Below are 15240 nucleotides of genomic sequence, written 5' to 3'. Positions count from 1 at the left end.
CCCACTCCGACGCGATCCGGACCACTCGGACCGGCCGGGCGGGAGGCGGCGTACCGTCTGCGTTCGTGAGTCGCGACACCGCCGGTATCACCGACACCGGACTACCGATCCGGATGCTGCACGACCGCGTCCTCGTCCGTCAGGACGGCGGAGAGGGAGAACGCCGGTCCACCGCGGGCATCGTCATCCCCGCCACCGCCTCGATGGGGCGGCGGCTCTCCTGGGCCACCGCAGTGGGCGTCGGCCCGAACGTCCGGTCGATCGTGGTCGGCGACCGGGTCCTCTACGACCCGGACGACCGCTCCGAGGTGGAGCTGCACGGCAAGGACTACGTGCTGCTCCGCGAGCGGGACGTGCACGCGGTCGCGGCCGACCGGGTCGAGCCGGACGACACCGGCCTCTACTTGTAGGGCGGAGGCGGCGGCGGGTACTGCTGACCGGGGTAGTGCTGACCTGGGTAGTGCCCGGGGTACTGCGGCCCCGGGTACTGCGGCGGCACCGGCCCGTAAGGCGACTGCCCAGCGGGCGGTCCGCCCGGCTGGCCGTACCCGGAAGGGCCGCCCGGAGCGCCGTAGCCGGGGTGGCCCCAGACACCCGCGTACACCGGCATCGGCGGCGGAAGCCGCACCGGAACCGGCATGACCGGCTCGGCCGGTGGCGCCACCGTGTGCACCACCCCGTCCGGGAAGGCGATCCGGTACATCTGCCCGTCCCACCAGGCCGGCGGGGTCTGCGGGTCGCGCCCGGCGAAGACCGCGCGGTACCCGGTGACGGCGGCGAGCAGCTCGCGCTCCTCCACCGTCGCCTTCTCCATCTCCCGTGGGTCACCGGCCAGCCCGCGCTGCATCCCGTCCCGCAGGATGGCCAGCCGGGTCGCGGCGAACTGGAAGCTGCTCATCGCCTTGCCCCCGGCCGGACCAGCGACCCGCTTCGCCCACTGCCGGGCCGAGTGCCGCCGGCCCAGGCTGCCCAGTGCCGCCACCTCGGGCGGCGCGAACCAGCCGGTCCGCACGTAGAGGTCCAGCACCCGCTCGGTCAGCCGCCCCTCCCAGCTGCGCAACGCGATGGCGAAGCCGACCACGACGAAGAAGAACGGCACCATGAAGCCGAGGTAGCCGTACAGCATGATCAGCGATTCGCCGGTGGCCTCGGTGAGCGTCGGCAGCAGGTTGAACGTGCCGTGCAGGATCATCGCGAGCAGCAGCCCGCCGATCGGGGCCAGCCAGCGCATGTGCCGGTCGGCGGAGCGCGCCGAGATGCCCAGGCCGATGCCGGTCATCGCGGTGAAGAGCGGGTGGGCGAAGCCGGAGAACAGGATCCGGACGATGAAGATCATGAAGACGTTGGTCAGGCCGGTGGCCGGGCCGTACTCCTCGGCGCCCGCGGCGTAGCCGTGCCCGCCCAGGTAGAGCACGTTCTCCACCATGGCGAAGCCGAGCGCGGAGAGGCCGCAGTAGACGATGCCGTCGGTGATCCCGGACCACTCGGCGCGGCGCCGCCAGAACAGCAGCATCGGGCCGGCCGCCTTCATCGACTCCTCGATGAACGGCGCGACCAGGACCGCGACCAGCGCTTCGGGCAGGCCGAAGCGGTCGAACAGCCAGGACGCGCCGGTGTTCACCGCGAGCGCCACCGCGGTCGCGACGGCCGCACCCCAGGCGAAGCAGAAGACCAGGTACTTCACCGGCTCCGGCTCGTAGCGGTCGAGCCAGGCGAACGCGCCGGCGAACAGCGGGACCGGGAGGATCGCCGCGGTCAACCCGATGGCCAGGCCGGTCAGGCCCATGCTGTAGCCCAGGAAGACCAGCATGCCGATGGCGGCCGCCGCGATCAGCGTGATCGCCCCGGTGAGCGGGAGCCAGCGGCGCAGGGCGGAGCGGCGGCCCGGGACCGGGGCGACGGTCTGCACGTGCTCGGCGGGGAAGGGCGGCACGGCGTCCGGCGTGACCTCTGCGGCCGTCACCCCGCCGGACACTTGTTCCGGGGCACCCGGGATCGGCGCCGGCGGAGAAGAGGCGGGGGGTGACACCGGATCGGGTGACCCGGACGGCGGAACATCGACCATGCCCGCCAGCGTAGTCATCGAAGCGACGCGGGGCGTGCCCGAGGAGCGCCGAAGCGATCAGGCCGCCCTCGATCAGGCCGGGTCCACCGGCGGCAGGGGTGGCGCCGGGCGGGAGCGGGCGGTCCGGTGCCGTGCGCCGTGCGGCCGGCCGTGCCAGCCCACGGCGGTCCGGACCTGCCGGGTGGCCTCGGCGTACTCGACGCCGGTGGCGCGCAGCAGGTCGGCCACCGAGGTGCGGATCTGGGCCACCACCACGCCGCCGGAGTACGCGACGCCGGCCTCGTAGGCCCGCCCCGACTCGGCCGCGGCCCGCAGCGCCCGCTCTCGGGCGGCCACCGGCTCGACGCCGCGCGCCCACTCCTGGCGGAGCAGGTCGACGGCGTCCCCGAGGTGCCGGATGGAGGCGGGCAGCACCTCGGGCACCCGCTCCCGGTCGTTCAGGGCGGTCTGTGCCCTGCGGAGCATCACCCGCACGTTGCGCAGGGCGTAGGTGAGCTGGGGCGCGCCGCCGACGTACTGACCCAGGGCGCCACGGTTACGCCAGCGCGCCGGGGCGAACGCGACGTTCTCCCGGGCCGCTTCGATGGCCGTACCGAAGGCGGTGAACGTCCCCTCCGCCTCCCGCAACCTGGTCAGGGCCGCCTGGATGACATCGGGATCGCCCTCGGCGAGCCCGAGGGAGGCCTCGTGCAGCCCGGCGGTGAAGGCGCGCAGCGCCGGATCAGCGGCCCGCCGCACCATGGTGAGCGGGTTGAGCGGCAGCAGCACGGTCATCACCGCCAGCCCGATCCCGCCGCCCACCAGCGCGTCGAGGAACCTGGTCCACGGCTGCCCGGTGGTCGTGGTGAGGGTGGCGACCAGCACCGCCGAGGAGGCCGACTGCACGATCAGCGAGGCCCCGCCGCCCAGCGTCGTCGCGACCAGCACCGCGACCACCACCATCACCCCGATCTGCACCGGGCCGCGGCCGATCAGCACCACCAGCACGTCGCCCAGGCCGATGCCGACCGCGACCCCGAAGACCAGCTCGACGACGCGGCGCGTCCGCTGACCCACCGAGGAGCCCAGGGTGATCACCGCGGCGACCGGGGCGAAGAACGGCATCGGGCGGCCGCTCAGGTCGTGGGCGACGTACCACGCCAGCCCGGCGGCGAGGCCGGCCTGCACGGCGAGCATCAGGCCGGCCCTGGCCCGGGCCGCGACGGCGTCGACCTGATCCCTCGTGACGCCGATCATGCGGGTTCCCTTCGTGCCAGGATGTCCATCGTGACAGTTCTGCCCGATCAGTTCCGGGCGGCGGCGCGCGGCGCCGGCGCCACCGCCGACGACGCCGACCTCGACTCCGCCGCAAACTACCTGCTCAGCCGCTGGACCGAGCCGCAACGCCACTATCACGACGTAACCCACCTCGCTGCGGTACTGGAGGTGGTGGATCGGTTCGCGGAGCTGGCACCGAACCCGGACCGGGTCCGGCTGGCCGCCTGGATGCACGACGCGGTCTACGACCCGCGGGCGCTCGGTGACGCGAACGAGCGGGACAGCGCCGAGTTCGCCCAGGGGCTGCTGCACACGCTGGGCGTGCCGGACGAGGTGGCGGCCGAGGTGGCTCGACTGGTCGGGCTGACCGCCGGGCACGCGACCGAGGAGAACGACCCGGACGGCGAGTTGCTCTGCGACGCCGACCTGGCGATCCTGGCCGCGGACGAGGAACGCTACGCCCGGTACAGCGCCGCGATCCGCCGCGAGTACGCGCACGTGCCGGACGGCGACTTCCGGGCCGGCCGCACCCGGGTGCTCCAGGAGCTGCTGAAGCTTCCGTCCATCTACCGTCTCGCGCCGATCCACGACCAGTGGGAGGCCCGCGCCCGGGCCAACCTCGAAACGGAGCTCGAGATTCTGGCCTAGCGCGAGAGGTGTTTCGGGCGGCGCAGGCCGGCTGCCCGCAGGCGCGCCGCGAGCTCGCGGGAGGGGACCAGGGTCGCGCCCAGCCAGATCGCGGTGCGGAAACGGGCGTCCGGGATGTCGTAGTGGTCCCGCTCGAAGGCGCGTCGCGGCGCGCCGAGCATCTCCGCGAAGGCGTGCAGCTCCGCATAGGAGACGTCGCTGACCAGGTGGGACCAGAGTCGGCCCCGACCCGGCCAGCGCGGTTCGTCGACGAGTATCAAAGGTTCGGCAGAGATCCGAGGTCGGCTTCGAGCAGGTCGGCGGTGCGGCGGTCGGCGGCCAGCCCGCGCACGTCCGGCGCGCCCACCCGGGCGGCGTCCGCGGCCAGGTCGTCCGGCATGGTCTGGGACTGCCGCTCGGCGGTGACCCGGGCGAGGTAGTGCTTCACCTCACTGTCCCGGACGGTCTCGTCCCAGCCGAGCACCCCGCCCATGATCCGGGCGGTGTGCTCGGCCGACTCGGCACCGCGATGCGCGGTCTCGATCGAGATCCGGGTACGCCGGGTCAGCACGTCGTCGAGGTGCAGCGCGCCCTCGGCGAGCGCCGCGTACGCCACCTCGGCCGCGAGGTATTCCGGGGCACCTTCGAGCGGGACGGCCAGGTCAGGGTCGGCGGCCATCATCGCGAGCAGGTGGACGGTGAGCGTGCCGTACCTCTCCAGCAGGTGCTCGACCACTCCGGTGGTGACGCCGTGCCGCCGGGCCATGTCCTGCCGGTCCCGCCACGCGGCGGCGTAGCCGTCCGCGCCGAGCAGCGGCAGCTGGTCGGTCCGGGACGCGCGGAACTCGCCGCCCAGCCGACGAACCGCCTGGTCGACGACGTCCGCCGCCATCACCCGGTACGTCGTGTACTTCCCACCGGCCACCAGCAGCAGCCCGAGCATCGGCTCGACCACGGCGTGCTCGCGGGAGAGTTTCGAGGTGGAGTCGGCCTCGCCGGAGAGCAGCGGGCGCAGTCCGGCGTAGACGCCCTCGATGTCGTCGGTGGTCAGCGGCCGGTCCAGCACCTCGTTGACCTGGTCCAGCAGGTAACGGATGTCGCGGGCGGAGGCGGCCGGGTGGGCCCGGTCGAGCTGCCAGTCGGTGTCCGTGGTCCCGATGATCCAGTGCCCGCCCCAGGGCAGCACGAAGAGCACCGAGGTGGCGGTGCGCAGGATCAGCCCGGCCTCGCCGGTGATCGCCGAGCGGGGCACCACCAGGTGCACGCCCTTGGAGGCCCGCACCCGCAGGCCGGGGCGGACGCCGACGTCGCGGAGCATCTCCGACATGTCGTCGCTCCACACGCCGGTGGCGGCGACCACCGTACGGGCGCGGACCTCGAACTCCTCGGACCCGCGCGCCTCCAGGTCGCGCACCCGCACGCCGACCACCTCGCGCGCCTCCCGCAGGAAGCCGGTGACCTGGGCGCTGGTGACCACCGCGGCACCCTGGGCCGCCGCGGTCCGGGCCAGGTTGACCACCAGGCGGGCGTCGTCCATCTGGCCGTCGTAGTAGCGGATCGCGCCGGTGATCTTCTCGGCGCGCAGGCTCGGGAAGAGGTGCCGGGCGCCGTCCCGGCTCAGGTGCCGGTGCAGCGGCATGCCGCGGCCGCCGCCGAAGACGCCGGCGAACGCGTCGTAGGCGGCGACGCCGAGGCCGTAGTAACCCCGCTGCCAGACCCGCATCGCCGGGTTGGCGGCCGGCAACGGCACCAGGATCGGCACCGGGCGGACCAGGTGCGGGGCGATCCGGGTGGCGAGCAGGCCGCGCTCGGTGAGCGCCTCGTGCACCAGGTGCAGCTCAAGCTGCTCCAGGTAGCGCAGGCCACCGTGGATCAGCTTGCTGGATCGGCTGGACGTGCCGGCGGCCAGGTCGCGCGCCTCGACCAGGGCCACCTTGAGGCCGCGGGAGGCGGCGTCGACCGCCGCGCCGGCGCCGGTGACCCCACCGCCGATCACCAGGACATCGAACTGTTCGTCACGCAGTCGCCGCAGATCGGCGGCGCGGCGGATCGGGGAGAGGCGGCCGGCCGTGTAGCGGGAGACGGAGGGATCACGCACCCGTCCCAGGTTAGTCCTCACCGGTGTCACCCATGCGGAGGAATGTGGTCCCGGCCACACGACTCATCATCTGCCATTAGCGTCGCGATCATGCACCGTACCGCCGCCGCGGTCCTGATGATGTGCTTGGTCATCACCACCGGCCTGTTCATGGCCGGTTCCGGCGACCGGAGCGTGGCCGCCTCGGCCGGGTTCGGGCTCCGTTTCGAAGCGAACACCAACGGCTCGATCCTGATCCGCGGCAACGCGAACCTGGTCTGCCCGCCCGCGGTGACCGATTGCTCCAACGGCCGGAACGGCCTCGGCGGCAAACTGGACAACAACGACTTCGCCATGGTCAACGCGGACGCGGACAACGACCCGGTGACCGTCGACGACAGCACCGCCACGATGTCCCTGCCGCCGGGCAGCACGGTGCTCTTCGCCGGGCTCTACTGGAGCGCCAACACCAGCGCCGGCGCCAGCGGGACGGCGGCGCCCGCGCCGGCCAACAGGAACCAGGTGCGGTTCCAGACCCCGGGGAGCACGGCGTGGCAGCCGATCACCGCGGACACGGTGTACGGCACGGGCACCCCCTACCAGGGCTTCGCCGACGTGACCGGGCTGGTCGCGGGCTCCGGCAGCGGGGTGTACGGGGTCGCCGACATCCAGGCCGGCACCGGCGTCGACCGGTACGCCGGGTGGGCGCTCGCGGTGGCGTACCAGAACCCGGCCGAGGTGCTGCGCGCCCTGCGGGTCTACGACGGGCTGGGTTCGGTCAGCGGCTCCGGCACCCTGGACATCCCGGTGAGCGGCTTCGAGACCCCGCACTCGGGCCCGGTGCGGGCCGAGGTGGGCACCGTGACGTTCGAGGGTGACCTGAACAAGAAGGGCGACGCGCTGAGGCTCGACGGCCAGCTGATGTCGGACGCCGAGAACCCGGCGGACAACTTCTTCAACAGCACGGTGAGCAGCGGCGGAGCGCCGGTCGGTGGCCGCAATCCCGGTTTCCGGAACCTGTTCGGCGTCGACATCGACCTGCTCGACGCGACCGACAAGCTGGGCCACGCGGTCACCTCGGCCACCCTCCACCTGACGACCAGCGGCGACACCTACTACCCGGGCGTGGTCACGTTCGCCATCGACCTCTACGCGCCGAAGCTGGTCGTCTCGCTCGACACCACCGACGTGAACGGCGGCGATCTGACCCCGGGCGACGTCCTCGAGTACCGGATCGAGGTCCGCAACGAGGGCAACGACCCCGCGGACAGCACCGTTCTCTCCAACGTGATCTCGTCTTTCACCAGCTACATTCCCGGTTCGATGCAGATCGAAGGGGTGTCCGTCCCCGATTCGATCACCGGCGACCGGATCGAGGTCGCGCTGGGACAGATCCCGTACCAGGGATCCACCTACCTCACCTTCCGCGTGCGGATCGACGCGGGCACCCCGACCGGCTCCGCGATCACCGACGTGGTCAGTCTCAGCTACACCGCGCACGCCACCAGCTTCGACATCTCCGGGCTGGTCGGCACGCTGGTCAACGTGGTGACGCCGACGCAGTCCGACCTGGCCGCCACGCTCGTGGTGTCGCCGGCTGTGGTGCAGCGGGCCGCACTGCCCGCGGCGATCACCTATCTGGCCACCGTGACGAACAACGGCGGCGCCCTGGAACCGGACGCGCAGGCCGAGTTGACCCTGCCGCCCGGGATCGACGCGGGCCCGCTGCCGGCCGGCTGCACCGGCTGGGGCCCGGTGGTGACCTGCCCGCTCGGCGCGCTGCTGGCGAACACCCGGGCCACGGTCACGATCCCGGCGACGGTCCAGGCGGTGGCCGGGCCCGCGACCCTGCGGGCCTCCGGAACGAACCCCGATCCGGTTCCCGGCAACAATTCGGACAGCGTGACCGTCCCGGTCAACACGGCGCCGCGCGCGGTCGCGGACACGGCCGGGCCGGGGGTCATCCCGGTGCTGGCCAACGACGACGACCCGGACGGTACGGTCGCCGCGCTCACCGTCGCGATCCCGACGCCGCCCCTGCACGGGGCGGCGATCGTGCTGGCGGACGGGACGATCGAGTACACCCCGGCGCCGGGGTGGGCCGGGGACGACACGTTCACGTACGAGATCACCGACCCGGACGGCGGCAGCGACCGGGCGGTGGTGACCGTCCGCACCCCGAACGCTCCCCCGATCGCGGCCGACGACACCGCGGCCGTCGCGACCAACGGAACCGTCACCGTGCCGGTCACCGCCAACGACATCGACCCGAACGGCGACCCGCTGACCGTGACCGCGGTCAGCGACCCACATCTCGGGGCCGTCTCCATCGTCGGCAACTCGATCGTCTTCACCCCGTTGAACACCACCGTCGGGCCGGTCACCTTCACCTACACGGTCAGCGACGGCCAGGCCACCGCCACCGCCACGCTGACCGTGGTGGTGGCGAACGCCGTCCCGACCGCCGCCGACGACCAGGTGACCGTGGCTTTCGGAGGCGCGGTCACCGTCCCGGTGCTCGCCAACGACCGGGACATCAACAACGACCCGCTGACCGTCGTCGCGGCCGGCCCGGCCACGCACGGCACCGTCTCGCTCGCCGGCGGCGTCGTCACCTATCAGGCGACCGAAGCCGGGTACTCGGGCACCGACCTGTTCGGCTACACGATCGACGACGGCCACGGCGGACAGGACTCGGCGCAGGTCACCGTCACTGTCCTGAACGCGCCGCCGACCGCGGTGGACGTCTCGACGACCACGCCCTACCTGACACCGGTGCGGGTGGACGTGCTGGCCGGGGCGACCGACCCGAACCCGGCCGACGTGCTGCGGGTGACCGGCGCGAGCGATCCGGCGCACGGCCTCGTGGTGCGCAACCCGGACGGCACGCTCACCTACACCCCGGATGCCGGCTGGTCCGGGACGGACGGCTTCACCTACACGCTGGACGACGGGCAGGGCGGCACCGACACCGGAAGGGTCACGATCGTCGTGGCGAACGCGCCGCCGACCGCCCGCGACGACGCGGTGACCCTGCCGTCCGGCGTGGCCTCGACGATCGACGTGCTGCTCAACGACGACGACCCGAACGGCGACCCGCTCACGGTCACCATCGGCACGCCCCCGTCGCACGGCACCGCGACCGTGTCCGCCGGCCGGGTCACCTATCGGCCGGCCGCCGGATACACCGGCGCCGACTCGCTGCACTACACGATCAGCGACGGGCGGGGCGGCACGTCCGGGGCGACGGTCACGATCCGCCTGGCCAACGTGCCGCCGACGGCCCGCCCGGACACCGCGTCCACCCCGATGAACACCCCGGTCACCATCGATCTGACCGGAAACGACGACGATCCCAACGGCGACCCGCTGACCCTGCGCTCCTGGAGCACGGCGGTGCACGGCACGGTCGCCGCCGGGCCGGCCGGCACCGTGGTCTACACACCGGTTGCCGGCTTCACCGGCCTCGACACGTTCGTCTACACGATCGCCGACTCGCACGCGCTGACGGACACCGCGATCGTCACCGTGGTCGTGCGGAGCGCCTCGCCGATCGCCGTCGACGACACCGCGGAGACCGGGTCGGGTGTCCCGGTGACGATCGACGCGGCCGCGAACGACACCGACCCGGCCGGGGGCGCGCTGACGGTGCACTCGGCCGGGCCGCCCGGGCACGGCACGGCGTCGCTCCAGGCCGGCGGCCTGATCCGGTACGTCCCCACGGCCGGCTTCGCCGGGTTCGACACGTTCCCGTACGACGTGCGGGACTCGTTCGGGAACCTCGCCCGTGCCCGGGTCAGGGTGCTGGTCCGGGACGCCCCGGTGGCCCGGCCGGACTTCGCCGCCGTGCTGACCGGGCAGGCGGTGGGCGTGGACGTACTGGCCAACGACGACAGCCGGGTCGCCGGCAGGTTGACGATCGGCTCGGTGGGGAGGCCCGGGCGGGGCACCGCGACGCGGGTGGGCGACACGATCCGGTACACGGCTCCGGCCGCCTGGACCGGCCGGGTCGATTTCGGGTACACCGTGCTCGACGCGCTGGGCGGCACCGCCAGGACGACGGTGACGGTGACGGTCACCGACGACGTCACGCCGCGCGGCGTGCCGGACTCGCGGGTCACGCCGTACCTCAAGGCGATCACCGTCCCGGTCCTCGCCAACGACCTCGATCCGAGCCGCTCCCTGCGGGTCGTCGCGGTCGGCGCGCCGGACCACGGAACTGCCGTGATCCACGCCGGGCGGACGGTCACCTACACCCCGCCGGACGGCTTCTCCGGCGTCGCGCGCTTCACCTACACCGCCGTGGACGACGCCGGGAACCGTACCGGGACGACCGTGACGATCACCGTCGGCAGCCCGCCGGCGGTCCCGGACAAGGCGGAGAAGACGCGGCCCGGGCAGCCGGTCTCGCTGCCGCTGCCGGGTGTGGACGATCTCGGCCGGCCGGTCGCGGAGCGCCGGATCAGCCAGCCGTCGCACGGGACGGCCCGCCTCAACGCGGACGGCTCGGTGACCTACACGCCGGATCCGGGTTTCCTCGGGGAGGACCGGTTCAACTACGAGATCGTCGACGCGGACGGCAACGTCGCCCTGGGCACGATCTTCATCACCGTCTCGACCTCGGGCTTCCCGGGTTCCCCGGAACCGCCACCCGCGTCCCCGTCGCCCGCGGTACCGCCCGGTTCGCCCACGCTCCCGGCACGCCCCGCGCCGCCCCTGCCGAGGACCGGCCTGCCGTACGGAGCGGCCTCGACGAAGCTGTTCGCCATCGCCGCTCTGCTCACGATGCTCGGCGCCCTGCTCTGGACCGGCACCTCGGCCCCGGCACGGCACTACCAGCCCCGCCACCGGCGCTAGCTGTGCTATCCGGTGACGTTGGTCGAGGAAGTGTGACCACTCGATCTGAGGACCGAGGCCAGCATCTCGTCGACTGAGGCGGCCGGGTCGGCCACCGGAAACTGGACCTCGCGGATCGTGCCGGCCGGGTCGATCAGCATGGTGAGCCGCTTGAGCCGGTCCGCGCCGCCGGCCCGGAAGGTGGGCAGGCGCAGCGCCGTGGCGAGCCGGCCGTCGGCGTCGGAGAGCAGGTCGTACGGCACGCCGGCGTGCTCGGCGAAGGCGCTGAGCTGGTCCGGCCGCTGAGTGCTGACACCACGGATCCGGGCGCCGGCGGCGGTGAAGAGGTGGGCCCGGGCGGCATAGGTCATCGTCTCCAGGGTGCAGCCGCGCGCGCCCGGAATCTCGGACCAGCGGGGCGGATAGCCCTGTGACTGTGGGGCGAAGGCGCCGGGGAAGCAGAACAGCACGGTCCAGAGGTCCGGCTCGGCGGGCCGCACCGGCGCGCCGTCCTGCCCGGTCAGGGTGACCTCCGGGAGTCGGCGGCCGACCAGCGCGTGGGCACGGCGGTGCTCGGCGGACCCGGCCTCGGCGGTGGCGGTGAGCGAGCCGTCGCCGAGCACGTACCGGTCACCCCACTCCTGCAGCGCGAGCAGCACCGGGAGCAGCCCCTCGCCCTTGGCGGTGAGCACGTAGTCGTGGCGCGGTGGCCGGTCCGTGTACCGCCGCCGCTCCAGCACCTCGTGCTCGACCAGGGCGGCGAGCCGCTCGGCCAGGGCGCGGCGGCTCATCCCGAGCTCTTTCTGCAGCGCGTCGAACCGGGTCACCCCGCCCGCGACGTCCCGGACGATCAGGAACGTCCACCAGTCCGTCAGCACCCCCAGCGCCTGGGTGATTCCGCAATCCACGTCCGTCAGGTCGACCTGCCTCACGAACACCACTATAGTCAGTTCCATTATGAAACTGACTACGTTCTGGCGCTGGTGGACCGCGAGTGCGACCAGTCAGCTCGGCTCGGCGGTGGGCAGGATGGCGCTCCCGCTGACCGCGCTCACGGTGTTGCACGCGTCCGCCTTCGAGATGGGTCTGATCACCGCCGCGACCTACCTCGCCTACCTGCTGATCAGCCTGCCGGCCGGGGTGATCGTGCACCGCCTGCCGCTGCGCGGCATCCAGGTCGGCGCCGACCTGATCCGGGCGCTCGCGGTGGCCTCGGTCCCGCTGGCCTGGTGGGCCGGGCTGCTGACGATCGCGCAGCTGCTCGTGGTGGCCCTGGTGATCAGCTTCGCCAACGTGCTGTTCGACGTGGCGAACCAGACCTTCCTGCCGGAGATCGTCCCGGCCGAGCAACTCCAGTCCCGCAACAGCCTCATCTCCGGTACGCACGCCGCCAACGATCTCGGCGGACCATCGCTGGGTGGCCTGGTCGTACAGCTGCTCGGGGCGGTGCCGACCCTGCTCGTGGACGTGGCGAGTTACCTGTTCTCGGCGTCCCTGCTGCGCACCCTGCCCGCACGCCGCTCCGAGCCGGCCGGTCACCAGCCGCCGATGACCGAGCTGATCCGCGAGGGCTGGCACTACGTGACCCGACACCCGATCATCGGGCCGGCCATGTGGGACGCCACGGCGACCAATCTGGTCTGCGGCGCGATGCTCGCGCTCTTCCCGTATTACCTGTTCCGCGAGCTGCACGCGGCGCCCTGGCTGGTCGGGCTGCTGATCGCCACCGACGGCCTCGGCACGCTCGTCGGCGCGATGCTGACCACCCGGTTCACCAGGCGGGTCGGCACCGCCCGGGCACTGATCATCGCGGCGTTCGTCGGGGTGGCCGGGGCACTGATCATTCCGTTGGGCACCGGCACGACCGCGTTCGTCGCGTTCGCCGCCGGGAACACCGTCTTCGCGATCTCGACGGTGGTGCTCAGCGTGACCACCCGGACGTACCGGATGACGGCCAGCCCACCGCACCTGCTGTCCCGGGTGATCGCCACGGTGAAGTTCGTGTCCTGGGGCGCGATCCCGCTCGGCGGCCTGATCGCGGGCGCGCTGGCCGGCCCGCTGGGCGCCCGCACCACGCTGCTGCTCTTCGGCGCGCTGACCGCGATCTCGCCGGTGATCTATCTGACGTCGAAGGTTCGCGGCCTGCGCGACCTCACCGACGACGTCCCGGCCGTGCTCGAGAAGGTTTAGGCCGTGGCCTGTCTTGCCGATCACGGGGCGGCAGGACGGGCCTGGAAAATACGGAACGGGCGGGTCGCGAAAGCGACCCGCCCGATTCTGTTTGTTACGGCTGGACTCAGAAGTCCATGTCGCCGCCGCCGGGGGCGCCGGCCGGGGCCGGGTTCTTCTCCGGCTTGTCGGCCACGACGGCCTCGGTGGTGAGGAACAGCGCGGCGATCGACGCGGCGTTCTGCAGCGCCGAGCGGGTGACCTTGGCCGGGTCGATGATGCCCGCGGCCAGCAGGTCAACGTACTCGCCGTTCGCGGCGTTCAGGCCGTGACCGGCCTCCAGGTTGCGAACCTTCTCCACCACGACGCCGCCCTCGAGGCCGGCGTTCACGGCGATCTGGCGCAGCGGGGCGTCCAGGGCGACCTTGACGATGTTGGCACCGGTGGCCTCGTCGCCGGCCAGGTCCAGCTTGTCGAACGCGGTCTTGCCGGCCTGCACCAGCGCGACGCCACCACCGGGGACGATGCCCTCCTCGACGGCCGCCTTCGCGTTGCGAACGGCGTCCTCGATGCGGTGCTTGCGCTCCTTCAGCTCGACCTCGGTGGCCGCGCCGACCTTGATCACCGCAACGCCACCGGCCAGCTTGGCCAGGCGCTCCTGCAGCTTCTCACGGTCGTAGTCGGAGTCCGAGCGCTCGATCTCGGCGCGGATCTGGTTGACCCGGCCCTGGATCTGCTCGGCGTTGCCGGAACCGTCGACGATGGTGGTCTCGTCCTTGGTGATGACGATCTTGCGAGCCTGGCCCAGCAGGGTCAGGTCGGCGGCGTCCAGCTTGAGGCCGACCTCTTCGCTGATGACGGCGCCACCGGTGAGGATGGCGATGTCCTCCAGCATGGCCTTGCGGCGGTCACCGAAGCCCGGAGCCTTGACGGCGACGGACTTGAAGGTGCCACGGACCTTGTTCACGACCAGGGTGGCCAGGGCCTCGCCCTCGACGTCCTCGGCGATGATGACCAGCGGCTTGCCGGACTGCATGACCTTCTCGAGGATCGGGAGCAGGTCCTTCACCGCGGAGATCTTGCTGTTGGCGATCAGGATGTAGGGGTCGTCGAAGACGGCCTCCATCCGCTCGGCGTCGGTCATGAAGTAGGCCGAGATGTAGCCCTTGTCGAAGCGCATACCCTCGGTGAGCTCCAGCTCCAGCCCGAAGGTGTTGCTCTCCTCGACGGTGATGACGCCTTCCTTGCCGACCTTGTCCATGGCCTCGGCGATGATCTCGCCGACCGTGGAGTCACCGGCCGAGATGGACGCGGTGGAGGCGATCTGCTCCTTGGTCTCCACGTCCTTGGCCAGCTGCTGCAGGGCCTCGGAGACGCTGGCCACGGCGGCCTCGATGCCCCGCTTCAGGGCCATCGGGTTCGCGCCGGCGGCAACGTTGCGCAGGCCCTCGCGGACCAGCGCCTGCGCCAGGACGGTCGCCGTCGTCGTGCCGTCACCGGCGACGTCGTCGGTCTTCTTGGCGACCTCCTTGACCAGCTCGGCGCCGATCTTCTCGAAGGTGTCCTCGAGCTCGATCTCCTTGGCGATGGATACACCATCGTTGGTGATCGTGGGGGCGCCCCACTTCTTCTCGAGAACGACGTTACGACCCTTCGGGCCGAGGGTCACCTTGACCGCGTCGGCGAGCTGGTTCATGCCCCGCTCGAGGCCCCGACGAGCCTCCTCGTCGAATGCGATGATCTTGGCCATACGGCGTTGTCCTCCCGGACATCCGCGGTGCCGGGCCTCGTCGGCCCCGCCCTCCGCACATTTGAGGAAGTCTGTGGACGTCACCACCTGGCGATGTGACGTCCTCAGGCCGAGCCGGATAGCCCGCGACGACCGGTTTCGTGTCCCGGCACCGATGGCGGCACCGCGACCGGAACCCCACCGTCCCGACCTGCTGGCACTCACAGGGTGCGAGTGCCAATCACTTGTTTAGCACTCCCGGGTACCGAGTGCAAGAAACCCCATCTTCCCGCGAAAGCTCGATACCGGCCCGGAAACCGACGAAAAGATCTTGAACACCCAGGTCAGCGCGGTACGGACGGCCGGCTTCAGCCCTGGGCGAAGTCACGCCCGTCTCATCCGGACCCCGTTCGCGGCAGGCGTCCGGACCCCCCGCCGGCGGCGAGCCGGATCCCGTTTGAGGCAAGAAGGTTGCCCGCG

The 15240-nt window shown here is 72.1% G+C and carries 10 protein-coding genes; 4 read left to right on the top strand and 6 right to left on the bottom strand.

All coding sequences use genetic code 11. From position 1 onward, the window contains the following. Nucleotides 1-113 precede the first annotated feature (113 nt). Nucleotides 114-410, top strand: a complete 297-nt coding sequence (locus CHC09_RS35320; protein ID WP_089297694.1) for a GroES family chaperonin — start codon at nucleotides 114-116, stop codon at nucleotides 408-410. Here the strand turns inward: CHC09_RS35320 and CHC09_RS35315 are convergent. Continuing rightward, complete coding sequence (locus CHC09_RS35315; RefSeq protein WP_089297613.1) at nucleotides 401-2065, bottom strand: PrsW family intramembrane metalloprotease; 1665 nt, start codon at nucleotides 2063-2065, stop codon at nucleotides 401-403. The genes CHC09_RS35320 and CHC09_RS35315 overlap by 10 nt on opposite strands. Before the next feature lie 72 nt (nucleotides 2066-2137). Continuing rightward, nucleotides 2138-3301: an FUSC family protein gene (locus CHC09_RS35310; protein WP_089297612.1), complete on the bottom strand. Its 1164-nt coding sequence runs from the start codon at nucleotides 3299-3301 to the stop codon at nucleotides 2138-2140. Between the two features lie 21 nt (nucleotides 3302-3322). On the opposite strand from CHC09_RS35310, the gene CHC09_RS35305 reads away from it, so the two are divergent. Then, nucleotides 3323-3970 (top strand): HD domain-containing protein, encoded by a 648-nt coding sequence (locus CHC09_RS35305; protein WP_089297611.1) that lies wholly within the window; start codon nucleotides 3323-3325, stop codon nucleotides 3968-3970. Here CHC09_RS35305 and CHC09_RS35300 read toward each other — a convergent pair. Both CHC09_RS35300 and CHC09_RS35295 read right to left on the bottom strand, forming a co-directional pair. Then, on the bottom strand, nucleotides 3967-4230 hold the full coding sequence (locus tag CHC09_RS35300; RefSeq protein WP_089297610.1) for a DUF4031 domain-containing protein: 264 nt from the start codon (nucleotides 4228-4230) through the stop codon (nucleotides 3967-3969). The two genes, CHC09_RS35305 and CHC09_RS35300, sit on opposite strands and share 4 nt — an antisense overlap. Further along, nucleotides 4227-6047, bottom strand: coding sequence for a glycerol-3-phosphate dehydrogenase/oxidase (locus CHC09_RS35295; protein WP_089297609.1), 1821 nt, complete (start codon nucleotides 6045-6047; stop codon nucleotides 4227-4229). Before CHC09_RS35295 ends, CHC09_RS35300 begins: the two co-directional genes overlap by 4 nt. 90 nt (nucleotides 6048-6137) lie before the next feature. On the opposite strand from CHC09_RS35295, the gene CHC09_RS35290 reads away from it, so the two are divergent. Next, the gene (locus CHC09_RS35290) at nucleotides 6138-10883 is read left to right on the top strand and encodes an Ig-like domain-containing protein (RefSeq protein WP_179277419.1); all 4746 of its coding nucleotides are present in this window, start codon (nucleotides 6138-6140) and stop codon (nucleotides 10881-10883) included. 5 nt (nucleotides 10884-10888) lie between these two features. Here CHC09_RS35290 and CHC09_RS35285 read toward each other — a convergent pair whose 3' ends face one another. Then, a complete protein-coding gene (locus CHC09_RS35285) occupies nucleotides 10889-11794 on the bottom strand; it encodes a winged helix-turn-helix transcriptional regulator (protein WP_089297693.1) in 906 nt (301 codons plus the stop codon). A gap of 25 nt (nucleotides 11795-11819) precedes the next feature. Between CHC09_RS35285 and CHC09_RS35280 the strand changes: the two genes are divergently transcribed. Further along, on the top strand, nucleotides 11820-13052 hold the full coding sequence (locus tag CHC09_RS35280; protein ID WP_089297607.1) for an MFS transporter: 1233 nt from the start codon (nucleotides 11820-11822) through the stop codon (nucleotides 13050-13052). A gap of 106 nt (nucleotides 13053-13158) precedes the next feature. Here CHC09_RS35280 and groL read toward each other — a convergent pair whose 3' ends face one another. Further along, nucleotides 13159-14781 carry a chaperonin GroEL gene (gene groL / locus CHC09_RS35275; RefSeq protein ID WP_089297606.1) on the bottom strand — a complete coding sequence of 541 codons (1623 nt, stop codon included), beginning with the start codon at nucleotides 14779-14781 and terminating at the stop codon, nucleotides 13159-13161. Nucleotides 14782-15240 lie beyond the last annotated feature (459 nt).

Source organism: Actinoplanes regularis (assembly GCF_900188005.1).
GTDB classification, from domain to species: domain Bacteria; phylum Actinomycetota; class Actinomycetes; order Mycobacteriales; family Micromonosporaceae; genus Actinoplanes; species Actinoplanes regularis.
This window is presented reverse-complemented; position numbering and strand designations above follow the sequence as displayed.